Here is a 24,796-nt window from a genome sequence, read left to right on the forward strand (position 1 = left end):
CGATTTCCGTTCTGCATGGTGGTGTTGCACCGCTCTGGGGTGCTGTTTCCTCTGCCTGGATTCTTAGCTTTTGCCGCATCGCTCGGCAATTCATTTCTCATATAAATATGCTTTTGAGTGGTTGCTTGCCTTGTCGTTCACGGATGGAGTGTTCATGAATTTTTCTGGATTGGGGCGGCGTTATGGATGAAATGGCCGGGCTGGCGGTCGCGCGGCGGGCCGCCAGCCCTTCCTCCCGGTAAATCCCAGTGAGATTTGCCTCCATATCAGGCATGATCATTAGGGGTGAGAGATTGCAGTGAAGGTCATGAAATCTAAATGCGGGTCACAAAAATGACGGCATATTTAGTTGATTCCGACAGTGAAGTGACGATTGAAAATGGGTTTTTACCATTAATTGTTGATCTGGATGGAACATTAATAAGAACTGATAGTTTGATTGAAACCATCCTTACTATTTTGCGAAAATCACCTCTGCGATTTTTCAGCGTCGTTTTTCTTGCCATATTGCACGGGAAGGCGGCATTCAAATCACGACTGGCCGAAATGGCGTTACCTGACCCGGCTATCTATCCCTATAATCAAGCCGTTTTGGCATTGATCCGGGAAGCGCGGAGCGGAGGAGTAAAGGTCTACCTGGCAACAGCGGCAAACGAGCGCATCGCTTGTGATGTGCAAGACCATCTGGGGCTTTTCGATGGTCTATTTTCATCAACCCAGGACCGCAATCTCTCCGGTACGGCCAAGGCAGATCTGCTTGTTCAACAATTCGGAACCAATGGCTTCGACTATATCGGCAACCATGTCGATGATTTGCCGGTATGGGACCATGCGCGGCAAGTGTACGTTGTTGACCCTGACCGGCAACTGCGGCGGCGCGTTAAGCAGCGCTATCCCGGCCACACCGTGCTGTCGGAACGGATCAACACCCTCACCGCATATGTCAAGGCAGCGAGGGTCTATCAATGGGTCAAAAATATTCTAATTTTCCTGCCGGCATTGGCCGGTCATCTCTTTTCTGCCTCGACCTGGTCTACGCTGCTTCTGGGTTTCGCAGCCTTCTCTTTCTGTGCTTCCAGTGTGTACCTGCTGAATGATCTGCTGGATTTGCGCAGTGACCGACTTTCGCACAGCAAACGGTTCCGTCCCTTCGCGGCGGGCGCCATTCCCCTGTCGCATGGGTTCCTTCTGGCACCAGTCCTGCTGGCATTGTCGCTGGGGCTCGGTTCAGCGGTGTCGGTGGATTTCCTGCTGGTGCTCGTAGGCTATTACGCCCTGACCTTTACCTATTCCATTTTCCTGAAACGGATGGCCATGCTGGATGTTGTGGCCCTTTGCTGCCTGTATGGCATCCGTTTGATTGCGGGGTCGGTTGCTGCTTCGGTTCCACTGTCACACTGGTTTGCGGCTTTCGCTATGTTCTTGTTTTTCTTTCTGGCGCTGATCAAGCGGGCGACAGAGTTGGCTGTGCTTAAAAAGGCCGGTTCAGCGGGTGTCAGCGGCCGTGGTTACCGGGCGGATGACCTGGGGATCATCGCGAGTATGGCGGCCGGTTCCGGATTTGTCAGCGTTCTGGTGCTGGCCCTCTATGTCAGCAGCATCGAGGGCTCAATGCTGTATGGGCATCCTGAACGCCTTTGGGCGGCTTGCCTGGTGATGATCTATTGGGTGGGGCATCTGTTGCTGACGACCCATCGTGGGGACATGCATGAAGATCCTGTTGTCTTTGCGGTGACCGATGGCAAGAGCCTGGCCTGTGGATTGGCAATGGCCTTGATCGTCTGGTTCAGCCTGTGAGCGCGGCTGGCCGCAAGGTCCGCCTTTCCGGCTGGGGCCGATCCCCGGTGGCAATTTGCCCTCTGCTGCGGCCGGGAACCGTGACCGAGGCCATCGGTGACGGGCGCAACGCATCGTCGTTGATCGCGCGGGGCAATGGCCGATCCTACGGCGATGCTTCGCTGAATTCCGCGGCCACCCTTTCCACCCTGCGGCTTGACCGTCTGTTGGCTTTCGATCCCGTCGACGGGCTTCTGACGGCGGAGGCCGGGTTGTTGCTATCCGACCTGCTGGCCCTGTTTGTTCCCCGCGGCTGGTTTCCTCCGGTGACACCAGGAACCCGGTTCGTCACACTTGGCGGTATGCTGGCGGCCGATGTGCATGGCAAGAACCACCATATTGACGGCTGCTTCGGGGATCACGTCCGGGAGTTCGAGCTTCTGTGTGGGGATGGTGTGGTCCGGCGCTGTTCGCGTAGCCAGAATGTCGATCTGTTCAGGGCAACAATTGGCGGGATGGGCCTGACGGGCACCATTTTGACGGTCACTTTGTCCTTACGCCGGATCGAAACACCGTGGATTCTGCAGCAGACGGTTCGGTGCCGTGATCTTGACGAAACCCTCGCGGCTTTCGAGGCTGCGCGATCAGCCCCCTACTCGGTTGCCTGGATCGATTGCCTGGCCAAGGGAGGAGGGCGCGGACGGGCCCTTTTGTATCATGGCGAGCACGCGTCATCGTCCGCCGTGCCGACAGGCAGGCGCGCACCCCGCCTGACCACGAAGCCTCCCAGGCTACGGGTGCCCGTCGACGTCCCTCAATGGGTTCTGAATGGCTGGACGGTGCAAGCCTTCAACGCGCTCTATTACCAACAGGGCCGGCCTGGAAGCACGCTTATCGACTACCAGCATTTCTTCTATCCGCTGGATGCGATCGGCGACTGGAACCGCTTATATGGTCGTCGTGGTTTTGTGCAGTACCAGTGTGTGGTGCCCACCGCGGGGGGGCGGGAAGCGCTTTTGCAATTGCTGGCCCTGATCTCGGCTGGCGGCAGTGGATCGTTCCTGGCTGTACTGAAGCAGTTCGGGTCGGGTTGTACGCCAGGGCAGGGGGGGCTGCTTTCATTTCCGATGGCGGGATATACGTTGGCGGTGGATTTCCCGGTAACCCCGGCGGCCTTTTCTCTGATGCTGGAAATGGACAAGGTCGTTGCCGGGCACGGCGGCCGGCTGTATCTGGCCAAGGATGCACGCATGGGTTCGGACATGATGCGGGCTTCGTACCCTGATCTGGACCGGTTCCGTGCGATATGCAGCGCTGTTGATCCCGACCGCCGTTACCGGTCGCTGCTTTCCGAAAGGCTTGCGTTATGACCGATCCACTGTTCGCGCAAGCCGGCCCGGTGGCCGATGGGGGTTCGGTGATGATCATCGGTGCCCTCTCGGATGTCGGTCGGGCGTTGGCGCGTGTCTACGGTCGTGAAGGCCATCCCCTGATTCTGGCGGCACGGCGGGTGGAGCGCTTGACCGCCGATGTGCAAGACCTGACGATGCGCTTTGGCGTGCCGGTTCGGTCGGTTGAACTCGATGTTCTGGATTTGGCGGAGCACGCGGCATTTCTCGATGGTCTCGGCGGCTTGCCTGACACTGTCATATGCGTGGTTGGTCTGCTTGGCCGCCAGCAGGAGGCCGAGAAATCATGGGTTCAGGCTGACCTGATCTTGCGCACCAATTATCTTGGTCCCGTCTGCCTGTTGGGAGAGATCGCCAATCGTATGCAGACAAGAGGCAGGGGCTGCATCATCGGGGTTAGTTCGGTGGCTGGCGATCGCGGTCGTGCCTCTAACTACCTCTACGGGTCGGCAAAAGCGGGTTTCACGGCTTTCCTGTCTGGCCTGCGCAATCGGCTGAGTCGCTACGGTGTCAGGGTGGTGACCATCAAGCCGGGCTTCATTGATACCAGTATGACCCGTGGTATGGCTCTCCCTCCCGCCTTGACGGCACAGCCAGCGGAGGTCGCGGAGGCCATCTGGAAGGCACAGGTCCAAGGTCGGGACGTTGTCTACCTGCGTCCCGTCTGGCGCCTGATCATGTGGATCATTCGGCTGATGCCGGAATCTTTGTTCAAGAAGTTCAAAATTTAACATTCAGTGGAACATGGGCGCTTCCAGATGCTGCCCACCCGGGGACCAGTAGAGGCTGCTGCTGTGAGCCGGCGCTGGCGTGGGGAGCCGCTTGCGTGCATTCTGTCCCCGATGGACAACTGGGGGAAACCCATGGTGGAACAGGTGGTTGAGGGGCGGGAGCGGGATGTGCCCCTGCTGGTGGCGGAATTCGATCCCAAGCTGCGGCTTTATCTGTTTTTGCAGGCCAGTTTCCTGCTGTGCGTGACCATGGTCGGGCTTGTGCTCTTGCCGCTGACGCTGGCGGCGGCCTGGTGGTGGGCCAAGCATTATTACGCGACCATCCGCTGCCATGTGACCAGCCGGCGGCTTTACTTTCAGCATGGCATCCTGTTTCAGCGGGAAAGTGCCGTGCCGCTGGATAAGATCCAGGATATGGCCCTGCTGAAAGGGCCGGTACTGAACATGTTGGGCCTGACCAGCCTGCGTCTGGAAACTGCGGGCGGCAGTGGGCAGATGGGCGGTCTTGGTGGCGTCAAGCTGCTGGGCTTGCGCGATGCTAAGGTCTTTCAGGAAAGGGTGCTGCGGCTGCGCGATGCCGACGGCAAAGCGGCAATGGGGGCTACGGCACCCGAGCCCAGGGAAGCGGACAGCCTGCAGGTGCTGCTGGATATCCGCGACAGTTTGCGCCGCATCGAGGAAAAACTGGGCCCGACCGCCTGAGAAAGCGGCCGGGCCGTACCCCTTACTGTGCCGGGGTCAGGGCGCTGGCCAGGGCCAGGGCCTCGGGCCGATAGAAATGCCGGTCGACCAGAATGGCGCGCGGGTCGGTCGGCTGGCCATAGAACTTGTCATTGAACTCGCTGCGCGGCGCGATGACGGAGCCTTCCAGCGCCATGCCGCCGAACAGGCCGCTGGTCTTGGAATAGACATAGATGTCTGACGACAGGCCTACGCCATAGGAGGCGCCAACGCCGGTGCCCAGTTCGCCGATGGCGACATTGGCGTCGGCGCCCAGCTTCACCTTGCGGTCGATCACCGCATCCAGGCCCTTCTGGGTCATGATGACGACGATCATTTCCGAGGCCTGACCGCCGAATTGCAGGCCGAAGCTGGCCTCTGCCAGGGTATAGAAGGCCGGGCCACTCCAGGCGCCATCATCGCCGCGCGCCACCATCACGCCGGTGCCGCCACCGCCACCGATGAAGAAGCCAGCCTGAATGACATTGGGCAGGATCAGCACGGCGCGAGCGCGGCCGACCAGATTCTTCAGGTCGCTATATTCCGGGTCGGTCAGCAGGGTCAGCGCCGTCACTCGCGCCCGCTCCACCATCAATTCAGGCTCGGTCAAGGCATAGGCCGGACGCACCAGCGCGGAAATCGCCAGTACCAGACCCGCCAGGGCCATCGCGAAACGCTTCATCGAACCCACTCCTGTCTTCACGTCGCCTGTCTTTTCGAAATCGCTGGATGTCTGTCAGGTAACACGGTTGAACAAGGTGCGGCCAGCCTGACGACAGAAGTATAACAGCCTGAATGATCAGATGGGCCTTAACAGGGCGGAATATTGACAGCGCCAAGGCGCCAGGCGTCCGGCTGGCCGGCCATCGCCATATGATCAACGCGCGTCAGATGCAGGCAATCCACGGCCAGGGGCAATAAATGCGCGGGCGCGATGCCCAGTGCCTGGCCGATGGCCGCGCGGATGGGGCCGGCATGGGCCACGGCCACAATATCCCGCCCGGCCAGGGTCTGGCTCTGGCGCTGTACGGCGGCGGCCACGCGGGCGCAGAGCTGGGCGAAACTCTCCCCCGCTGGCGGGGTGGCGTGGGCGGGGTCGGCCCAGAATTGCTCAGCCGTTGCCCGCTCCTCCGCCCAGACCGCCCCATAGGTGCGGCCTTGCCAGCTGCCGAAATGCTGTTCGCTGAAATCCGGCTCCAGCCGCAGTTCCGTGGCACCCAGCGCCTTTGCCGTGGCCTGGGTGCGGGCCAGCGGGGTGGCGATCCACACCGCCCCGGTTGGCAGCCGCCGGGCCAGGGCGGCCAAAGCGGTGCTGTCCGACAGGTCGGCCGGCAGGTCCGCCTGTCCGGCGATGGTGCCGGGGGCGGCGGCGATGGGGGCATGGCGCACCCACCACCAACGGGTGGTGATCATCGCGCTCATGGGCTGCGGGCGGCGACAATACCCAGCAGGAAGGCGATTTCCGCCAGTTGCTGGGCGGCCCCCAGCACATCGCCCGTCACCCCGCCGATCTGCCGGCGGGCCAGCCAGCCCAGCCCGATCACCGTCAGGGCGGACAATGCCATGATATCCAGCCCGATCAGGCCGGATTGCAGTCCCAGCTTCCCCAGCGTGGTGCCGGCAAAGGAAAAGCCGATGATCACGGCAATGATGGCGCGCGCCCGGTCCGGCCTGCCCTGGCTGGCGGACAGCCCTTGTGCGCGGGCATCGGGCAGCCAGAGCTTCATGGCCGGCAGCAGCGCGCGGGAGAAGCCATGCGCCCCGATCAGGGCCAGCGCCACCAGCCGCGGATCGGCCAGGGTGGCCAGCGCCCCGATGCGGGCCAGTGCCGCCAGGACCAGCGCCAGCGCGCCATAGGTGCCGACACGGCTGTCCTTCATGATGGAGAGCTTGGCGGCAGGGTCGCGCCCGCCGCCAAACCCGTCCGCCACATCGGCCAGCCCATCTTCATGCAGCGCCCCGGTCAGCAGCGACAGGCCCGCCACCGTCACCAGGGCGGCCAAGGGGGCCGTCAGCCCGGCCAGCGTCAGCCCCCAGTAAAGCAGCCCGCCGACCGTGCCGATCAGCGCGCCGACAATGGGGAACCAGGCCAGCGCCCGCCGGTCCAGATCAGGCGGCCAGGGGCCGCGCCAGCGGATGGGCAGGCGGGTCAGGAAAATCACGGCGGCCACAAACTCCGCCAGCGGAGAGGGCCTGTGCTGCTTTGTTGCATCGTCCATCACATCGGTATACGGGAGTGTGGCTTGCGCCGCCAGCGCCGTTGCCGTCGTCCCCTATGGGGCCACCGTCACAGGACCATTCTCGATGCCCGCCGATCACGACCATCCGCACGATCATGACCATCACCACCATCATCACGACGATGCCCCGTCGATGGATGATATCCGCAAGGTGTTGAAGGAACTGCCGGGGCCGGACCTGGAATCGGCGACGGCAGCCCTGCAGCGCGAACAGAACCTGTTGAAGCCGCGCGGCGCGCTAGGCCGGCTGGAAACCCTGGTGCAGTGGCTGGCCACCTGGCAGGCCAAGGCCCCGCCGGAATTGACCCATCCACGCATCGCCGTGTTTGCCGGCGCCCATGGCGTGGCGGCGCATGGGGTGTCCGCCTATCCGGCGTCGGTGAATGCCCAGATGGTGCAGGCCTTCATCAATGGCCATGCCGCCGTCAACCAACTGGCGACGGCGGCCGATGCCGATCTGCGCGTCTATGAAATGGACCTCGCCCGCCCGACCGCCGATTTCACCCATGGCCCGGCCATGGATGAGGCGCGCTGCGCCCGTGCCACCGCCTATGGCATGATGGCGGTGGAGCCGGGCCTGAACCTGATGTGCCTGGGCGAAATGGGTATTGGCAACACCACATCCGCCGCCGCCCTCTGTGCGGCCCTGTTCGGCGGCACGGGTGCCGATTGGGTGGGGCCGGGGACCGGCGTCGATGAGGATGGCCTGAAGCGCAAGGCCGCTGTGGTTGATGCCGGCTTGGCCGCCAACCCGCAGGCCCTGACCGACCCGTTCGAGGCGCTGCGCTGTTTGGGCGGGGAGGAACTGGCGGCCATTGTCGGTGCCATCATCGCCTGCCGTCTGGCCCGTGTGCCGGTGCTGCTGGATGGTTTTGCCTGTACGGCCGCCGCCGCTGTGCTGCACAAGGCCGACCCCAAGGCCCTGGACCATTGCGTTGTCGCGCATAAGAGTGCGGAACCCGGCCATGCCCGGCTGCTGGCCGCCATCAATAAACAGGCCCTGTTTGATTTCGGGATGCGGCTGGGGGAGGCATCAGGCGCTGCCCTGGCCATCCCGCTGCTGCGCTCCGCCCTGGCCTGCCATCTGAATATGGGCACCTTCGCCGATGCCGGCGTCTCGGAAAAGGCAGCCGGCGGGCCGGTCAGCCTGCATTGAGTGCCTGTCCGGAAATTTATCGTTATTTTCCCGTCTCTTAACCGTCATTCCCGCGAAGGCGGGAATCCAAAATCCGCGCTGTCGTATGGATTCCCGCCTTCGCGGGAATGACGGTGGTAAAATCACAAGGTCTCGAAAAACAGAGGGCGTTCTGGGCGGACCCTGAGCCAAAGCGGCGGCGGGGCGTGGGCGTGCTATGTTTCCCCCTCCCGCCCCGCCGCCTTGTCCCGTGCGCGCAGCCGGTGATGGAAGGCCGGCGGGTCGCTGGCCGCCCGCGCAGCCATCTCCCGCACGCGGGCTTCCGCCCCGGCGATCAGGTCTGGGATCAGGTCGGCTTCCGGCAGGTTCTTCCAATATTTCTTGGGCATTTCCGACTGCATCGCCTGCACCTTCAACCGCGCCGGATTGAAGATATGGGCATAATAGGTGCGCCAGAGATCATCTGCCGCATCGCGCAAGTCCGGCTTTGTCGCCGGGGCCGGATCAAAGCGCAGATGCTGCCCATCCCAGGATGATGTGCCCTTGGGCGTGGCGATGATCCAATCCATATCGGTGAAGCGGCGCTGAAAGAAGCCGGCGGTGCGACCGACGATGAAATGCTCCGGCTCAAACCAGGCGAGAAAGCGGCGGCGCGGCTGTCCTTCGCCATCCGACAATTCCTTGAAGCGGACAAACGCCTTCATCTTGTGCGCGTCCCGCCGCACCGACTTTTCCAGCCGGTTGGCCTGGACCACATCGGCGTCGGCCCGCATCTCCAGCAAGGCCCGCTCCCCTTGTAAGCGCCAGAGCAGGCGATAGAGCAGGGCGAAGCGGCGGGGATCGTTGTGGCAGATCACCGCCTCGGCCAGTTCCAGAAAGGCGCGCGGCACAGTGGCGGCGGGGGTCTGCGGGTCGGGCGGGGGCAGGGGGCTGCCCTCCATCTGCCCGCCGAACAGGTCACCCGTCGCACCTCCCCGCTGCCGCCATTCCACCCGCTCCGGCGGGATGCCGGCCAGCAGCAGGGCGCGGGCGGCCGCCCGCCATTCCGCCAGTTCGCCATGCCCGTCCAGCAGGATGGTCAGCATCAGAACAGGCTCAATTGTTCGGGTTTGGGGGCGAACAGGTCGCGCAGGTCCGACCGGTCGACCAGCCGCAACGGCGTCCAGCCCAGGGCGGCGATGAAGGGGCGGACCTTGCGCAGCGACACGCCCAGCCGGCCCAGATCCTCCAGCCGCAGCGCCTTATGGGCGCGGGCCGAGAGGATGGCGTTGACGCTGCGCGGTCCCAGCCCCGGCACCCGCAACAGCATCTCCCGTTCCGCCCGGTTGATATCGATGGGGAACCGTTCCCGGTTGGCCAGCGCCCAGGCCAGTTTGGGATCAATCTCCAGATCCAGATTGCCATCCGGCCGGGTGCGGGTGATCTCCTCCACCGCGAAACCATAAAAGCGATAAAGCCAATCGGCCTGATAGAGCCGATGTTCGCGCAGCAATGGCGGCTTGATCAGCGGCAGCGCCCTGGAGGCATCGGGGATCGGGCTGAAGGCGGAATAATAGACGCGGCGCAGACGGTAATTGCCGTAAAGCCGGGCGGAAGAGGCCAGGATGGTGGCATCATTGGCGCCATCCACGCCGACAATCATCTGGGTGCTCTGCCCGCCGGGCACAAAGCGCTTGCGCCGGCCCCGGAAGCTGGGCTCCGCCGCCGCATCGATCTTCAGCCGCAGATCGCCCATGGCCGCGCGGATGCGGGTCGGGTGCTTCTGCGGCGCGAAATTGTCGATGCCTGCATCGGTCGGCAATTCGATATTGATCGACAGGCGGTCGGCATAAAGCCCCGCCTCCTCAATCAAGGCCGGGGAGGCATCGGGGATGGTCTTCAGGTGGATATAGCCCCGGAAGCCATGGTCGGTGCGTAAAATGCGGGCCACCCGCACCAGCTCTTCCATCGTGTGATCGGAAGAACGGATGATGCCCGAGGAGAGGAACAGCCCCTCAATATAGTTGCGGCGATAAAATTCCAGCGTCAGCCAGACCACCTCTTCCACGGAAAACCGCACCCGCTCCACATTGCTGGAGGAGCGGTTGATGCAATAGGCGCAGTCATAGATGCAAAAATTCGTCAGCAGGATTTTCAGCAGGGAGATGCAGCGCCCGTCCGGCGCATAGGCATGGCAGATGCCCGACCCTTCGGTTGAGCCCAGCCCGCCACTGCGCCCGGAATCCCGCCGTTCCGTCCCGCTGGAGGCACAGGAAGCATCATATTTGGCCGCATCCGACAGGATGGCGAGGCGTTCTTTCAGCGTCTTCTTCATCGTGCTTTCGCGGGCTTTGCGTGATAAATATTCACGTTTTGTTCTTTTTTGTCAACAAAAAACCAGCGCTAGGCAGGGCGAAACCGCTTATTCGCGGGGCAATTGCCGGGGGAAGGTGACCTGGAACCGTGTGCCCTTGCCGGGGGTGCTTTCCACATCAATCCGTCCACGCAGCCGCTGTGTGACAAGATTATAGACTACATGCAGGCCCAGACCAGTCCCCCCCTGGTCCCGCTTTGTGGTGAAGAACGGGTCGAAAATATGCGGCAGGTCGTCTGCCGGAATGCCGCAACCATCATCACTGATGATAAGCTGCAGCAGGTCGGGGTGGGGGCCGTCCGAGAGGCGGATGGCGATCACCCCTTGTTGTGACCCGAAGGCATGGGTCAGCGCATTCATCACCAGATTGGTGATGATCTGGGCGATGGCGCCGGGGGCGCTGTACACCTGTACGCCGGCGGGCAGATAGGTATCCAGCCAGTGCGGGCTGCGGCGCAGGCGCGGCACCAGGCTGCGCAGCACCTCGCCCACATATTCACCCAGGTCGAACTGGCGGGGCAGGTCGCTGGTCTGGTCCACCGCCACCTGCTTGAAGGCCTGCACCAGATCGGCGGCGCGGGTGATATTGCCCTGGACAAAGCCCAGCGCCTCCCCCGCCGATTGCACATATTCTTCCAGATCATTGCGGCGCAGCTTGCCGGACTGATAGGCTTCCCGGAATTTCTGCGTCTCCTGCGCGAAGGCGGTGACGGCGGTGACAGCCACGCCCAGCGGCGTATTGATCTCATGCGCCACGCCGGCCACCAGCCCGCCCAGGGCGGCCATCTTCTCGCTCTGGATCAGTTCGCGCTGGGTGCTGCGCAACTGTTCCAGGGTCTGGGCCGTGCGCTCCGCCGTCAGGCGCATCACATCAATGCCCAGCCCGATCCCGGCATAGGCACCCTTTTCATCCACAAGAATGAAGCCGCGATGCAGGGCATCGGGCTTTTCCCGGCTGATCCTGTCACTGATTTCCGCCAAATCGGCCTCCAGCGATACCAACAGCGGCTTGCGATCCCCCAGATGCAGCACCGGCCGCTTGGTATAAAGATCGCGCCCATAGCGCTGGGCGAAATGCAGCAGGAAGGTGTTGCGGTCGGCCAGCCCGGCGGGGATGCGCGCCCCCTTGTCCGCCAGCACCACGATGGCGGGCAGGGTCGGATCGTCCTGGAACATCTGGGCCACCTGACCACAGGTGGCTTCAGTCCCGACCCAGGGCGCTTCCTGCAACAGCCGCCGCGCTGAAAAGCCCATGTGATCGGACGCTTTAACCATCGCCTCCAGGTCCATCGGTTGTTCCGACCATTCGGGAAAAGTCATGGCACATAGCACTATGACGGGAAAGGAAACGATGAAAACTGTGTGAAGTTTTCCCCAAGTCGGGGGGGCGGCCTCAACCGCCTTTCAGTACCGTCAACCCGGCATCCCAGTATGGCACTGGACCGAAGCGCGATGCGAGAAAATCTACAAAGGCCCGCACCTTTGGGCTGAGATGGCGGTTGGCGGGGTAAACGGCGTGAACAGCGCTTTGGGAGAGCAGATAATCGTCCAGCACCGGCACCAGCCGCCCACGCGACAGGGCTTCCCCGACGATGAAGGTGGGCAGCAGCACCAGCCCCTGACCGGTCACGGCCGCTTCCCGCAGGGCATCGCCATTATTGGCATGCAACCGGCCATTGACGCGGATGCTGCGCGTCTCCTCCGCCCCCGGTTCGGTACGGAAGCTCCATTGCTCCGGCGAAGAGCTGTTGGTGTAGATCAGGCAATCATGCTGAAGCAGATCGGCCGGCACCTGCGGCGTACCGCGTCGGGCCAGATATCCCGGCGAAGCGCAGAGCACGGCGCGCACCGGGCAGAGCCGGCGCGCCACCAGCGAACTGTCCTTCAGCCGGCCGATGCGCACGGCCAGATCGAACCCTTCATCGACCAGATCGACGAAACGGTCGGACAGTTCCATCTCCACCTCCACCTCCGGGTAGCGTTCCATGAACTCCGCCACCGCGCTGGAAAGATGCTGGATGCCGAACGACATCGGGGCCGCCAGTTTCAGCCGCCCGCGTGGGGCGGCGTGCTGGCTGGCGACGGAGCGTTCCGCCTCCTCCAGCGCTTCCAGAATCTGGCTGACCCGCTGATAGAAACCCTCCCCCACCTGGGTCAGGCTGATATGGCGGGTGGTGCGGTTGAACAGGCGGGCCCCCAGCCGCGTCTCCAGCTCCCCGATGCGGCGGCTGGCGGCGGATTTCGACAGGCCCAGCCGGTCGGCGGCGCGGGTAAAGCTACGCCCCTCCGCCACCAGGGTGAAAAGCCGCAAATCCTCCAACCGTTCCATGCCGTATGCCGCCTTATTCTATTTTCTTCAGTCGCCGGTCACCGATCTGTCGAAGGACGGGCCTTCGACAGATCGGTATTGTCCCGTCGTCTGCAACAATCCTGTTCGATTTTGTGCCATTAACGGGTAACCCGCAACGGCCTATCTTCACCTCAGACAGACGGATGAACCGACCGGCACAGCCGACGGGGCCCCGCCCAGAAACAGGAGATGGTGATGAGCAAGGTTCTGGTTCTTTATTATTCCAGCTATGGCCATGTCGAGACGATGGCCAACGCCGTGGCCGAGGGTGCGCGCAGCGTGCCGGGCACCGACGTGGTGGTGAAGCGCGTGCCGGAACTGGTGCCGGATGAGGTGGCCAAGCGGGCCCATATCAAGCTGGACCAGGCCGCCCCCATCGCCACCCCGGACGAGCTGGCCGATTATGACGCCATCATCTTCGGCACCCCCACCCGGTTCGGCATGATGGCCGCCCAGATGCGCAACTTCCTGGACCAGACCGGCGGTCTGTGGGCCAAGGGCGCGCTGATCGGCAAGGTGGGCAGCGCGTTTGTGTCCACCGCCAGCCAGCATGGCGGCCAGGAATCGACCCTGCTGTCCTTCCATACCAGCCTGCTGCATCACGGCATGGTGGTGGTGGGCCTGCCCTACAGCTTCGGCGGCCAGACCACGCTGGATGAGGTGACGGGCGGCAGCCCCTATGGTGCCACCACCATCGCCGGCGGCGATGGTTCCCGCCAGCCCTCCGCCAACGAGCTGGCCGGCGCGCGCTTCCAGGGTGAGCATGTCGCCCGCATCGCCGCCAAGCTGACGGCGTAATTTCCGTTCCTCTCACTTCCTTCTCACATGGACCCGGTTCCGCCGCCTGCCAGGGGCGGCGCCGGGGGCCGCTACAGGAGACCTATCATGATCGAACATCGTCCTTTCGCCGGTTTGGGCAAGGCCAACCATGGCTGGCTGCGCGCCAATTTCCACTTCAGCTTCGCCAACTATCACAACCCGTCGCGGGTGCATTGGGGCCCGCTGCGCGTCTGGAACGATGACACGATCGACAGCGGCACCGGCTTTGACCCGCACCCGCACCGCGACATGGAAATCATCACCTATGTCCGCAAGGGCGCCATCACGCACCAGGATTTTCTGGGCAATGAGGGCCGCACCGAGGCAGGTGATGTGCAGGTGATGTCGGCCGGTACCGGCATCGTCCATGCCGAATATAACCGGGAGCCGGGCGAGACCACCCTGTTCCAGATCTGGATCATCCCCAACAAGCAGGGGGTGAAGCCCCGCTGGGAAGCCGCCAAGTTCCCCAAGGGCGACCGGGCCGGCAAGCTGGTGGTGCTGGCCTCTGGCCGGGAGCAGGACAAGGATAGCGGGGCGCTTTACATCCATCAGGATGCTGCCCTGCTGGGTGGCACCCTGCCGGCGGGCACCGTGCTGACGCATGAACTGGGCGACCGGCTGGCCTATCTGGTGCCGGCCCGTGGCAAGGTGAAGGTGAATGGCGTGGTGCTGGAAGCCCGCGATGGTGCTGCCGTTCGGGATGAGCCGGTGCTGACCATCGAGGTGCTGGAGGAGGCCGAACTGGTGCTGGCCGACCTGCCGCGTACCGCGTAAGTGTGGTTTTCCTGAGTTGCAGGCTCCAGCGCTTGCGTGACTAAAAAAGGCTGGGGGTGGCGGAATATCGCAACCCCCGGCCTTTTCCTGTTCCGCCGCAGCGCCTAGATTGGCGTCCACGCTCTGCTGCTTCAGGAAACCATGATGACCGACCCCGCCCCGCAGGATGCCCGCGCCGACCGCCTGTTGCTGCTGGCGGGGCTGTTCGGGGCCATTGCCGTGGCGGCGGGGGCCTATGCCAGCCACGGTCTATCCGCCATCCGCGATGCCCGCGCGGTGGAACTGTGGCAGATGGCCAGCCATTACCAGTTGATCCATGCGGTGGCGATGGTCGCCACCGTGCTGCTTTACCGGCTGATGCCCCATGCCGCCCGCCGCCTGCTGGGGGCTGGTCTGGCCTTCGCCATCGGATCGGTGCTGTTCCCCGGAGCGCTTTATGCGCTGGGCTGGTGGGGGCCCAGCGTCATGGGGGCGGTGGCTCCCCTGGGCGGATTGTCCTTCATCATCGGCTGGCTGCTGGTCGCCTCTGCCGCCTTTGGTCGGGGGCGGTGAGATGGCGGATCAGGAACTGGATTGCAACGGATTGCGCTGCCCCATGCCGGTGCTGCGTGCGGCCAAGGCGCTCCGCGCCATGCAGCCGGGCCAGGTGCTGGCCGTGACGGCCACCGACAAGGTGGCGATCAAGGATTTCCAGACCTTCTGCCGTGAAGCCGGGCATGAGCTGCTGGCGATGCAGCCAGCGGGCGATCATGCCGCCGGACCGGTCACCCTGTTCACCATCCGCCGGGGCAATGGCTGATTTAGCGCAATGACAAGTTCCCGCTCCCCGCTTATGCTGTTTTGCACAATGAGAAGGGGAAGGCGGGGGCGGTTCTACGACCCTTGACCGGCCCCCGTCCCAGGGGAACGTTCGGGAAATGGGTTGCGGATGAATACAGCACTTTTCACCCACCTCACCTGTCTGGAACATGATACCGGCTTCGGCCACCCGGAATGCGCCGACCGGCTGCGCGTGGTGCTGTCGGCGCTGGAGGAGGAGAGCTTCATGTTCCTGGACCGGCGGGACGCACCGCCAGCCAGCCGGGAACAGTTGGAGCGGGTGCATCCCCCGGCCCATGTCACGGGTGTTCTGGCCGCCATCCCGGCTGAAGGTCACAGTTCGCTGGACAGCGACACCATTCTCTCCCCCGGCAGCGGGGAGGCGGCCCTTCATGCCGCCGGTGCCGTGGTGGCCGCCGTGGATGCCGTCTGTTCGGGGGAGGTGCGCAACGCCTTCTGTGCCGTGCGCCCGCCCGGCCACCATGCCGAGCCCGATCAGGCCATGGGTTTCTGCCTGTTCAACAATGTGGCCGTGGGTGCCGCCCATGCCCGCGCCGCGCACAAGATCAAGCGCGTCGCCATCGTCGATTTCGACGTGCATCACGGCAATGGCACCCAGACCTATTGCGAGCATGATCCCGACCTTTTCTATGCCTCCACCCATCAATGGCCGCTTTATCCAGGCACCGGGTCGGTGAAGGAAACGGGGGAATTCGGCAATGTGCTGAATGCCTGCCTGCCGCCCATGTCCGGCAGCCCGGAATTCCGCCATGCCATCCAGACCAAGCTGATCCCGGCGCTGGACGCCTTCCGCCCCGGTCTGCTGATGATCTCTGCCGGATTCGATGCCCATATGCGTGATCCGGTGGGCGGGCTGGACCTGACGGAGGATGATTTCGTCTGGGTGACGACGCGGCTGGTGGAGGTGGCGGATCGCCACGCCAAGGGGCGCATCGTCTCCGTGCTGGAGGGTGGATACGACCTGCGGGCCCTGGCCAACAGCACCGCCGCCCATGTTAAAACCCTGATGACGGTGTAGTTGGCTCCCCCATGGCAGCACAAAGCGGCCTTGCACCGCACCCATCGCACTTGAACGGCGGGGACGGGGGACATACAGTCCGCTGTTCCGCAATGTGTCCCGTGCGAATGCCATGACCGATACCAAACTGCCCGCCGATATCGCCGCCTTGAGTTTTGAGGACGCGCTTGCCGAACTGGAGCGAATCGTCCGTCAGTTGGAGGAAGGGCGGGCCAAGCTGGATGACGCCATCCAATCCTATGAGCGCGGCACCCTGTTGAAGCGCCATTGCGAACAAAAGCTGCGCGAGGCCCAGGCCAAGGTCGATCGCATCACCATTTCCGCCGATGGCGCCATTGGCGCTGAACCTGCACGCCTGGATTGATGAGCGATACCATGCCCTCGCTGCCCAAGACCCTGACTGCCGCCATGGCGGATACCGTCGAACAGGTGGAAGCCGCCATCGAGGTGCTGCTGCCCCGCGCCGATGCGGTGGAGGCGCGCCTGTTCGATGCCATGCGCTATGGCTGTCTGGGCGGTGGCAAGCGGTTGCGCCCCTTCCTGGTGATGGAAAGTGCACGCATGTTCGGCGTCAGCCCCGCCTGCGCCCTGCGCACGGCGGCGGCGGTGGAATTCGTCCATTGCTACAGCCTGATCCATGACGATCTGCCGGCCATGGATGACAGCGACCTGCGGCGCGGGCGCAAGACCGTGCATCTGGAGTTTGACGAGGCGACGGCCATCCTGGCCGGCGACGCCCTGCTGACCCAGGCGTTCGAAATTCTGGCCGACCATGAGACGCATGAAGACCCGCAGGTCCGTTGCAAGCTGGTGGCGGCCCTCGCCAAGGCGGCCGGCCCGCGCGGCATGGTGGGCGGCCAGATGCTGGACCTGATCGCCGAGAATACCGTCTTTGATATCGGCGCCATCACCCGCCTGCAGCGGATGAAGACCGGCGACATGATCGCCTTTTCCGCCGGGGCCGGGGCCATTCTGGGCCGGGCCGGCGCGCCGCAGCACCATGCACTGCAGGCCTACGCCCACGATCTGGGGCTGGCCTTCCAGATTGCCGACGATCTGCTGGATGTGGAAGGCCAGCAGGATGAGGTGGGCAAGCCGGTGGGACGAGATGACGCCGCTGGAAAAGCCACATTTGTTTCTATCTTAGGGGTGGAGCGGGCGCGCGATCAGGCACGCCGGCTTGCCGATCAGGCGGCCCAGCATCTGGATATTTTTGGTGATCGGGCCGATATGCTGGTCCAGGTCGCCCGATTTGTCGTTGAGCGCCGGTCCTAAGAAAAAGACTTGGGTTTAGAGAGAGGCGGGCATGTCCCCATCCAAAACGCCGCTGCTGGATCAGGTGAAGGTTCCGGCGGATCTGCGCCGTTTGCAGCCGTCGCAACTGCGCCAGTTGGCCGATGAGCTGCGAGCGGAAACGATCGATGCCGTGTCCGTCACCGGGGGCCATCTGGGTGCCGGGCTGGGTGTGGTGGAACTGACCGTCGCCCTGCATTACTGCTTTGACACGCCTGCCGACCGGCTGATCTGGGATGTGGGGCACCAAGCCTATCCGCACAAGATTTTGACCGGGCGGCGGGAGCGTATCCGTACCCTGCGCATGGGCGGCGGCCTGTCCGGCTTCACCAAACGGGCGGAGAGCGAGTACGACCCGTTCGGCACCGCCCACAGCTCCACCTCCATCTCTGCCGGGTTGGGCATGGCGGTGGCGCGCGATCTCGCCGGTCGCACCAACAATGTGGTTGCCGTCATCGGCGATGGGGCCTTGTCTGCCGGCATGGCCTATGAGGCGATGAACAATGCCGGGGCCGCCCAGTCGCGGCTGGTGGTGATCCTGAACGATAATGATATGTCCATCGCCCCGCCGGTGGGGGCGCTGTCGGGCTATCTGTCGCGGCTGATCTCGTCCAAATCCTATCGCGGCTTCCGCGATTTCTCCAAACAGGTGGCCGAACATCTGCCCCGCCCGCTGTTGAACGCCGCCCGCCGGGCGGAGGAATATGCGCGCGGCATGGTAACCGGCGGCACCCTGTTCGAGGAACTGGGCTTCTACTATGTCGGCCCCATCGACGGGCATAATCTGGACCATCTGCTGCCCGTGCTGGAAAATGTACGGGACGATCCGCAGGGCGGCCCGGTGCTGGTGCATGTCGTCACCCAGAAGGGCAAGGGCTATGCCCCGGCAGAGGCATCGGCCGACAAGCTGCACGCCGTCGGCAAGTTCGATGTCATCACCGGCGCCCAGGCCAAGCCCAAGGCCAATGCCCCCTCCTATACCCGCGTCTTTGCCGACAGCCTGATCAAGGAAGCGGCCAAGGACGAAAGGATCGTCGCCATCACGGCGGCCATGCCATCCGGCACCGGGCTGGACCTGTTCCAGAAGCAGTTCCCCAAGCGCAGCTTTGACGTGGCAATTGCCGAACAGCACGCCGTCACCTTCGCCGCCGGCATGGCGACGGAAGGCTTCAAGCCGTTCTGCGCCATCTATTCCACCTTCCTGCAGCGCGGTTATGACCAGTTGGTCCATGACGTTGCCTTGCAGAACCTGCCGGTGCGCTTTGCCATTGACCGCGCCGGGCTGGTGGGGGCCGATGGCGCCACCCATGCCGGCGCCTTCGACATCGCCTATCTGGCCTGCCTGCCCAACATGGTGGTGATGGCCGCCGCGGACGAGGCGGAGCTGGTGCATATGGTGGCCACCTGCGCTGCCCATGATGCCGGCCCTATTGCCGTGCGTTATCCGCGCGGCGAAGGGGTGGGCATCGACATGCCGGAACAGGGCGTGCCGCTGGAAATCGGCAAGGGCCGGGTGCTTCAGCAGGGAGCCAAGGTCGCCATCCTGTCGCTGGGCACAAGGTTGCAGGAAGCGCTGAAAGCGGCGGAGGATTTGGGGGCCCGCGGCCTGTCCACGACGGTGGCCGATGCCCGCTTCGCCAAGCCGCTGGACATGGCGCTGATCGAACGGCTGGTGCGGGAGCATGAGGTACTGATCACGGTGGAGGAAGGCTCCATCGGTGGCTTCGGCAGCCATGTGCTGCACCATCTGGCCAGCAGTGGGTTACTGGATGGCGGCTGCAAGGTGCGCCCGATGGTGCTGCCCGACGCCTATCAGGACCATGACACCCCGCAGAAGCAGTATGACGAGGCTGGCCTGAACGCCCGCCACATCGTCGACACGGCGCTGAAGGCGCTGGGCGTGGCCCAGGGGGTGAGGGCGGTGGGGGCTTGAGGAGCCGCTTTGTTCGGCCGGATAAGTCGTGAACCAGTCTGCAGCTTTATCATGACTGCTGCAGACTGGTTCCGATATCCGCTGAGCCCTGCAGGTTTGTTCCTACAATTTTGTTTGTTGACGCCTGCAGCAGAATGGGTGTAAGGACAACAATGGTAGGCACATTGGTGTTCATTTTTTTGGTTTGAAGTAGCACCAAAAATGGTGCTACTTGATGTGCTCCAGTTAATGGGGTGCGTCATGCAGAAAGGTGTGCCTAAACGTCTCCCGGCGCAATTTTATGCGCTGGCAAGCGGTGCCGAACCTGTACGCGAATGGTTGCTGAGCCTCAGCAAAGAAGATTGCGTAGGTATTGGAGACGATATTCGAACCGTAGAATTTGGCTGGCCGATCGGTATGCCAACCTGTCGCCCCATGGGCGGTGGGCTTTTCGAGGTGCGCACGCATCTCAGGAACCGCATCGCGCGAGTTCTGTTCTGTGTGCATGAGGGGCGGATGGTCCTGCTCCACGGCTTCATCAAGAAGACGCAGGAGACACCGCAGGCCGATCTTGATCTGGCCAGGGACCGGATGAGGAACCTCTGACGCAAGACCTTTTAGTCTTCGCGTCAGGACGCGAGGGCTAAGTGATGGAAGACAAGCACCCCCATATCGGATCGTCCTTTGACGATTTTCTGGCAGAGCAAGGCATCCTTGAACAGGTCAATGCCCGCGCCCTGAAGCGGGTCATCGCTTGGCAACTTTCCCAAGCCATGGAAAGTCGCAACCTGACCAAAACGGAAATGTCGGAGCGGATGGGCACCAGCCGCACAGCCGTTGACCGGCTGCTGGACCCTGCCAACGGCTCCGTCACCCTGCTGACCCTGGAAAAGGCGGCCAGTGCGGTGGGCAAGCGGTTGCGTATTGAACTGGTGGATGGCTGAACGCCCGCCTCACACCCGATAGGCCAGCCGCAAGGCCCCCCAATGCCGGCCCGCCACCTGGATGGGGGCGGAACAGTCCTTCATCAAGGTATAGGTGCCGTTGCCCATGTCACGACGATAGGCCTGCAACAGGAAGGGCTGGGTGTTGCGCCCGGCGGTCAGGCCAACCCGGTCGTTGAAGATGCGGCGGTTGCGGCAATGGGCGGCGTTCCAGGCCGGATCGCCGGGACGCTGCGGCTCGCTGAATGTGCGGTTATGTGTGGGCAGATAGCCGTTGCGGTCCAGCGCCACGCAGAACACCACCTTGTCGGTCAGGGTCAGCAGCGGTTCCTGGATGGCGGGCAGCAGCCGGTCGGTCAGGCTGGTGAAGCGCGCCATGTGCTGCACCGGGTCGCTGCCCTGGATGGGCTTGTAATCCTCGTCAAACAGGTCGGAAACCTGGATGCTCCCCTCGGCCAATGCCCGCTCAAACGCGGTGGAAATCTGCTGGGCGGCGGCCTGGGTGGCGCGGATATAGGGCGTGTCCACCGTCTCCACATCCAGCTTGGCCGTGTGGCCGATCAGCCGTTCGCTGAGGGAAAGCAGGCTGTTCAGCCGGTTGCCGGCCTGGGTCAGGCTGGTGCTGCTTTCCTTCACCCCGCCGGCCATTTCCCCGATACGGTGATCCACCGTCTCGATGCTGCCACCGATGGCGTGGGCGGCGGTGTCGATATGTTCCTGCTGGCGGTCCACTTCGCCCATGGCGTCGGCCAGCACCTGCATGGTGCGGCCGATCTGGTCGGTTTCATTGCGCACCCTGGCGGCCTTGGCGCTGCCGGCGGCACTTCTGGCCGCCAGGGCCTTCACCTGTTCGCCCAGGTCGCGCATGGTCGCGTCGATTTCCTGTGTCGCCTCCGCCGTTTTATTGGCCAGCGCCTTCACCTCCGTCGCCACCACGGCAAAGCCGCGCCCGGCATCGCCGGCGCGTGCCGCCTCAATGGTGGCATTCAACGCCAGCAGGTTGGTCTGCTTGGCGATGGTGTTGATCTCACCGGCCACCTTGCCCACGCGTGACAAGGCATCGGTCAGCCCGCGTAATTGCTGTTCAATGCCGGTGACATCGGTCGCCAGGGCGCGGATTTCCGCCAGCGCATGTTCCACCTGGGTGCGGCTTTCCACCGCCTGGGCCCGTGCCTTGCCCGTCACTTCCCTTGCGGCAGACGTTGCGGCCGTCACCTGGGTGTTGCCGGCCTTCATCTCCAGCGCCTCCCGGCGCAAGGACTCGAATATCTCCGCCTGCTGCCGGATGCGGCGGCTGACATCATCGACATAGCCGGTCACATCGGCAATGGAAACGCCCAGCGTTCCGACCTCCTGCGCCAGCTCCGCGATGGCCTGGCTGGTGCCTGCGCTGGTGACGGGCTTTCCGTTGCCTGCATAGGCTTGATCCATGGCATTTGCCTCCCAGTGGGTCGGTCGCTTTCATCATTGCGACTCTGACTTGTCATAGAGGGGGAGAATGAACGGGCAACAGTACCCGCCGCTATAGGCCATTGGTCGATTCTTGCTTAAAACAGGGCAAACCGACAATACACTTATGTCGGGGATGTACAGGCGACCGCCTTCAGCCATGTAACAACGCCACGGCTGTTACCATGGTCGGGCGGTGGACATCGGCGGGCGGCCTTGCCATAAGGGGGCCGCGAATGAAACCGGCCCTTATGCCCAGGGGCAGCAGCAAAGCAACGGATGGTTATTCCCATGGCGGACACCCAATTCGATCTCGTCGTCATCGGCGCCGGCCCCGGCGGTTATGTTGCCGCCATCCGCGCGGCCCAGCTCGGTATGCGCGTTGCCTGCGTGGAAATGCGCAAGACCCTGGGCGGCACCTGCCTGAATGTCGGCTGCATCCCCTCCAAGGCGCTGCTGGTCGCGTCGGAGAAGTACAGCGAAGCCAAGCATCATCTGGGTGCCTTCGGCGTGAAGGTGTCGGGTGTGGAGCTGGATTTCGCCGGCCTGATGAAGCACAAGGACGAGGTGGTGAAGTCCAACGTCACCGGCGTGGATTTCCTGTTCAAGAAGAACAAGGTCACCCGCATCCTTGGCAAGGGTTCCATCAAGGCCCCCGGCATTGTGCTGGTGACCAAGGAAGATGGCTCCACCGAGGAAGTGTCCGCCAAGAACATCCTGATCGCTACCGGCTCCGACGTGATGCCGCTGCCCGGCGTGACGATTGATGAGAAGCGCATCGTCTCCTCCACCGGTGCGCTGGAGCTGGAAAAGGTGCCGGGCCATCTGGTGGTGATCGGTGGCGGCGTCATCGGGCTGGAACTGGGTTCCGTCTGGCAGCGCCTGGGCGCCAAGGTCACCGTCATTGAATATCTGGACCGCATCCTGCCGACCATGGATGGTGAGGTTTCCAAGCAGGCCCAGCGCATTTTCGGCAAGCAGGGCATCGACTTCAAGCTGTCCACCAAGGTGACGGGCGCCAAGGTGGAAGGCGAGAGCGTCACCCTGACCGTGGAGCCGGCCAAGGGCGGTGCGGCGGAAACCATCCAGGCGGATATCGTGCTGGTGGCCATCGGTCGCCGCCCCTATACCGAGGGTCTGGGCCTGGAAGCTGTGGGCGTGGAACTGGATGAACGCCGTCGCATCAAGACCGACCATCATTTCCGCACCAACGTGGCGGGCATCTGGGCCATTGGCGACGTGATCGCCGGCCAGATGCTGGCCCACAAGGCGGAAGAGGAGGGCGTTGTCGCGGCGGAAGTGATGGCGGGCCAGTCCGGCCACATCAATTACGACGCCATCCCCGGCGTCGTTTACACCTGGCCGGAGGTGGCCACCGTCGGCAAGACGGAAGAGCAGCTGAAGGCCGAGGGTATTGCCTATAAGGCCGGCAAGTTCCCCTTCACCGCCAATGGCCGCGCCCGGTCGATGAACGCCACCGAAGGCTTTGTGAAGATCCTGGCCGATGCCAAGACCGACAAGGTGCTGGGTGCCCATATCATCGGTGCCTCTGCCGGTGAGATGATTGAGGAACTGTGCCTGGCGGTGGAATTCGGCGCTTCGTCGGAAGATATCTACCGCACCAGCCACGCCCACCCGACCCTGACGGAAGCCATCAAGGAAGCCGCCATGGCCGTTGCCGGTCGCCCGATCCATATGTGATCGGCGGTCCCCGCAAGGGGGTGAGGATGATCAAGGCCGGGGTGGCAACGCCCCGGCCTTTTTTCTTTTCTCACCACCGTTACCCCAGCGAAGGTCGGGGTCCAGGGGGCGCCTGCGCATTGCTCTACGAAACTGGACCCCGGCCTTCGCCGGGGTGACGGCGGATGTCGGGGGAGGCGATTTTCCTGCACAGATATTCATTGAAAAATTCAATGAATATCAAAAAACATATCAATTTCACAAAATGACACCTCCCCCCTATGTTGCGGCGCAGCGGGTCTGACAGGCCCTTTGTGCTGTGTGGGAGATGTTGAAATGGACGTGCTGCTGTCCGCACCTATCCTGTTCTTCATTCTGGGTGCTGCCATCGCGCTGGTCGGTGCCCGTATCCCGTTCCCGGATGGGTTCGGCAAGGCGCTGGCAGCCTATCTGCTGGTGGCCATCGGCCTGAAGGGCGGGGTAGCCCTGTCCGGGGCGGCGATGGGGGAGGTGCTGCCCCTGTTCATCGCAGCGGCTTTGTTGAGCTTCGCCATGCCGATACTGGGCTTTGCCCTGTTGCGCGGGCCGGTGGGGCTGGACCGCACCAACGCGGCGGCGATTGCCGCGCATTATGGCTCCGTCAGTCTGGTCACCTTCGTTACCGCCACCAAGCTGCTGGAAGCGCAAGGCATCACCTTCGGCGGGCATATGGTGGCGGCACTGGCCATCATGGAAGGGCCGGCCATCATTTCCGGCCTGTTGCTGGCGGGCATGGCCGGCGGAGCGGTCGCGGCGGCGGGCAGCAATGGCCAGGGCGGCACCGTCACCCTGTCCATGGGCGGTGGGAATGGCAATGGCCGGCTGGGGGCCGCTGTGCGGGAGGCGGCGCTGAATGGCTCGGTGCTGCTGCTGGCGGGTTCGCTGCTGGTCGGGCTGGTGATCGGCAAGCCGGGGCTGGACAAGCTGGCCGGCCTGTTTGTTGCCCCCTGGGATGGCGCGCTCAGCCTGTTCCTGCTGGAAATGGGTTATTTGGCGGCCAGCCGGCTGCGGCAGGCGGCCTCGCTCAGCCCCCGGCTGATCGCCTTTGGCTTCATCATGCCGCTGCTGGGGGCGGCCATCGGACTGGCAGTGTCGCTGCCGCTGGGGTTGGAACTGGGGGATACGGTGCTGCTGGTCACGCTCTGCGCCTCGGCCTCTTATATCGCGGTGCCGGCGGCACTGCGCCATGCCCTGCCGGATGCTGATCCGGGCCTCTCGCTACCACTTTCGCTGGCCATTACCTTCCCCTTCAATATCCTGATCGGTATCCCCCTTTATCTCGCGCTCTCCCGCGCCATCCTGGGCTGACCT

General features: G+C 63.5%; 25 protein-coding genes. 17 read left to right on the forward strand and 8 right to left on the reverse strand.

All coding sequences use genetic code 11. The features are described 5' to 3' along the window. Window positions 1-318: 318 nt before the first annotated feature. The 4 genes from GE253_RS11110 (at window position 319) to GE253_RS11125 (ending at window position 4,618) form a co-directional block, all read left to right on the forward strand. Window positions 319-1,797 (forward strand): UbiA family prenyltransferase, encoded by a 1,479-nt coding sequence (locus tag GE253_RS11110; protein WP_153204199.1) that lies wholly within the window; start codon window positions 319-321, stop codon window positions 1,795-1,797. Between the two features lie 80 nt (window positions 1,798-1,877). Further along, window positions 1,878-3,146 (forward strand): FAD-binding oxidoreductase, encoded by a 1,269-nt coding sequence (locus GE253_RS11115; RefSeq protein ID WP_211101420.1) that lies wholly within the window; start codon window positions 1,878-1,880, stop codon window positions 3,144-3,146. Further along, entirely contained in the window at window positions 3,143-3,916 is a 774-nt protein-coding gene (locus GE253_RS11120) for an SDR family oxidoreductase (RefSeq protein ID WP_153204201.1), read from the forward strand. The genes GE253_RS11115 and GE253_RS11120 overlap by 4 nt, the downstream gene beginning before the upstream one ends. Before the next feature lie 132 nt (window positions 3,917-4,048). Continuing rightward, a complete protein-coding gene (locus tag GE253_RS11125) occupies window positions 4,049-4,618 on the forward strand; it encodes a PH domain-containing protein (RefSeq protein ID WP_173012597.1) in 570 nt (189 codons plus the stop codon). 22 nt (window positions 4,619-4,640) lie between these two features. Here GE253_RS11125 and GE253_RS11130 read toward each other — a convergent pair whose 3' ends face one another. The 3 genes from GE253_RS11130 to cobS all read right to left on the reverse strand — a co-directional run bounded on the left by GE253_RS11130 (window position 4,641) and on the right by cobS (window position 6,855). After that, the gene (locus tag GE253_RS11130) at window positions 4,641-5,318 is read right to left on the reverse strand and encodes a lipid-binding SYLF domain-containing protein (RefSeq protein ID WP_153204203.1); all 678 of its coding nucleotides are present in this window, start codon (window positions 5,316-5,318) and stop codon (window positions 4,641-4,643) included. 128 nt (window positions 5,319-5,446) lie between these two features. After that, on the reverse strand, window positions 5,447-6,058 hold the full coding sequence (locus tag GE253_RS11135) for a histidine phosphatase family protein (RefSeq protein WP_153204204.1): 612 nt from the start codon (window positions 6,056-6,058) through the stop codon (window positions 5,447-5,449). Beyond that, window positions 6,055-6,855 (reverse strand): adenosylcobinamide-GDP ribazoletransferase, encoded by an 801-nt coding sequence (gene cobS, locus GE253_RS11140; RefSeq protein ID WP_153204205.1) that lies wholly within the window; start codon window positions 6,853-6,855, stop codon window positions 6,055-6,057. The genes GE253_RS11135 and cobS overlap by 4 nt, the downstream gene beginning before the upstream one ends. Window positions 6,856-6,940: 85 nt before the next feature. On the opposite strand from cobS, the gene cobT reads away from it, so the two are divergent. Further along, window positions 6,941-8,032 carry a nicotinate-nucleotide--dimethylbenzimidazole phosphoribosyltransferase gene (gene cobT, locus GE253_RS11145; RefSeq protein ID WP_153204206.1) on the forward strand — a complete coding sequence of 364 codons (1,092 nt, stop codon included), beginning with the start codon at window positions 6,941-6,943 and terminating at the stop codon, window positions 8,030-8,032. Between the two features lie 194 nt (window positions 8,033-8,226). Here cobT and GE253_RS11150 read toward each other — a convergent pair whose 3' ends face one another. The 4 genes from GE253_RS11150 to GE253_RS11165 form a co-directional block, all read right to left on the reverse strand. Further along, window positions 8,227-9,096, reverse strand: a complete 870-nt coding sequence (locus tag GE253_RS11150; protein ID WP_153204207.1) for a TIGR03915 family putative DNA repair protein — start codon at window positions 9,094-9,096, stop codon at window positions 8,227-8,229. Then, window positions 9,096-10,325: a putative DNA modification/repair radical SAM protein gene (locus GE253_RS11155; protein WP_153204208.1), complete on the reverse strand. Its 1,230-nt coding sequence runs from the start codon at window positions 10,323-10,325 to the stop codon at window positions 9,096-9,098. Before GE253_RS11155 ends, GE253_RS11150 begins: the two co-directional genes overlap by 1 nt. A gap of 87 nt (window positions 10,326-10,412) precedes the next feature. Continuing rightward, window positions 10,413-11,639 carry an ATP-binding protein gene (locus GE253_RS11160; protein ID WP_173012598.1) on the reverse strand — a complete coding sequence of 409 codons (1,227 nt, stop codon included), beginning with the start codon at window positions 11,637-11,639 and terminating at the stop codon, window positions 10,413-10,415. Window positions 11,640-11,757: 118 nt separating this feature from the next. Next, window positions 11,758-12,693 carry a LysR family transcriptional regulator gene (locus GE253_RS11165; protein ID WP_153204210.1) on the reverse strand — a complete coding sequence of 312 codons (936 nt, stop codon included), beginning with the start codon at window positions 12,691-12,693 and terminating at the stop codon, window positions 11,758-11,760. A 216-nt stretch (window positions 12,694-12,909) separates the two neighbouring features. On the opposite strand from GE253_RS11165, the gene wrbA reads away from it, so the two are divergent. From wrbA to GE253_RS11215, 10 genes are all read left to right on the forward strand, one after another. Next, complete coding sequence (gene wrbA, locus GE253_RS11170) at window positions 12,910-13,512, forward strand: NAD(P)H:quinone oxidoreductase (protein ID WP_153204211.1); 603 nt, start codon at window positions 12,910-12,912, stop codon at window positions 13,510-13,512. 87 nt (window positions 13,513-13,599) lie between these two features. Next, complete coding sequence (locus GE253_RS11175; protein WP_153204212.1) at window positions 13,600-14,310, forward strand: pirin family protein; 711 nt, start codon at window positions 13,600-13,602, stop codon at window positions 14,308-14,310. A 141-nt stretch (window positions 14,311-14,451) separates the two neighbouring features. Then, window positions 14,452-14,862 (forward strand): DUF423 domain-containing protein, encoded by a 411-nt coding sequence (locus GE253_RS11180; protein WP_211101421.1) that lies wholly within the window; start codon window positions 14,452-14,454, stop codon window positions 14,860-14,862. A gap of 1 nt (window position 14,863) precedes the next feature. Then, window positions 14,864-15,109, forward strand: a complete 246-nt coding sequence (locus tag GE253_RS11185; RefSeq protein ID WP_153204213.1) for a sulfurtransferase TusA family protein — start codon at window positions 14,864-14,866, stop codon at window positions 15,107-15,109. Between the two features lie 129 nt (window positions 15,110-15,238). Beyond that, a complete protein-coding gene (locus GE253_RS11190) occupies window positions 15,239-16,168 on the forward strand; it encodes a histone deacetylase family protein (protein ID WP_153204214.1) in 930 nt (309 codons plus the stop codon). 112 nt (window positions 16,169-16,280) lie between these two features. Then, a complete protein-coding gene (locus GE253_RS11195; RefSeq protein WP_153204215.1) occupies window positions 16,281-16,532 on the forward strand; it encodes an exodeoxyribonuclease VII small subunit in 252 nt (83 codons plus the stop codon). 11 nt (window positions 16,533-16,543) lie between these two features. After that, on the forward strand, window positions 16,544-17,443 hold the full coding sequence (locus GE253_RS11200; protein WP_153204420.1) for a polyprenyl synthetase family protein: 900 nt from the start codon (window positions 16,544-16,546) through the stop codon (window positions 17,441-17,443). Between the two features lie 31 nt (window positions 17,444-17,474). Next, entirely contained in the window at window positions 17,475-19,394 is a 1,920-nt protein-coding gene (gene dxs, locus GE253_RS11205) for a 1-deoxy-D-xylulose-5-phosphate synthase (RefSeq protein ID WP_153204216.1), read from the forward strand. Window positions 19,395-19,634: 240 nt separating this feature from the next. Then, on the forward strand, window positions 19,635-19,979 hold the full coding sequence (locus GE253_RS11210) for a type II toxin-antitoxin system RelE/ParE family toxin (protein WP_153204217.1): 345 nt from the start codon (window positions 19,635-19,637) through the stop codon (window positions 19,977-19,979). 44 nt (window positions 19,980-20,023) lie between these two features. Beyond that, window positions 20,024-20,317 (forward strand): helix-turn-helix transcriptional regulator, encoded by a 294-nt coding sequence (locus tag GE253_RS11215; RefSeq protein WP_153204218.1) that lies wholly within the window; start codon window positions 20,024-20,026, stop codon window positions 20,315-20,317. A 9-nt stretch (window positions 20,318-20,326) separates the two neighbouring features. Here the strand turns inward: GE253_RS11215 and GE253_RS11220 are convergent, their stop codons facing one another. After that, window positions 20,327-21,748, reverse strand: a complete 1,422-nt coding sequence (locus GE253_RS11220; protein ID WP_153204219.1) for a methyl-accepting chemotaxis protein — start codon at window positions 21,746-21,748, stop codon at window positions 20,327-20,329. 309 nt (window positions 21,749-22,057) lie between these two features. Between GE253_RS11220 and lpdA the strand changes: the two genes are divergently transcribed. Further along, a complete protein-coding gene (gene lpdA / locus GE253_RS11225) occupies window positions 22,058-23,467 on the forward strand; it encodes a dihydrolipoyl dehydrogenase (protein ID WP_153204220.1) in 1,410 nt (469 codons plus the stop codon). A 315-nt stretch (window positions 23,468-23,782) separates the two neighbouring features. Then, complete coding sequence (locus tag GE253_RS11230) at window positions 23,783-24,793, forward strand: sodium-dependent bicarbonate transport family permease (RefSeq protein ID WP_153204221.1); 1,011 nt, start codon at window positions 23,783-23,785, stop codon at window positions 24,791-24,793. Window positions 24,794-24,796: the final 3 nt, after the last annotated feature.

This window comes from Niveispirillum sp. SYP-B3756, assembly GCF_009495745.1.
Taxonomy (GTDB): Bacteria; Pseudomonadota; Alphaproteobacteria; order Azospirillales; family Azospirillaceae; genus Niveispirillum.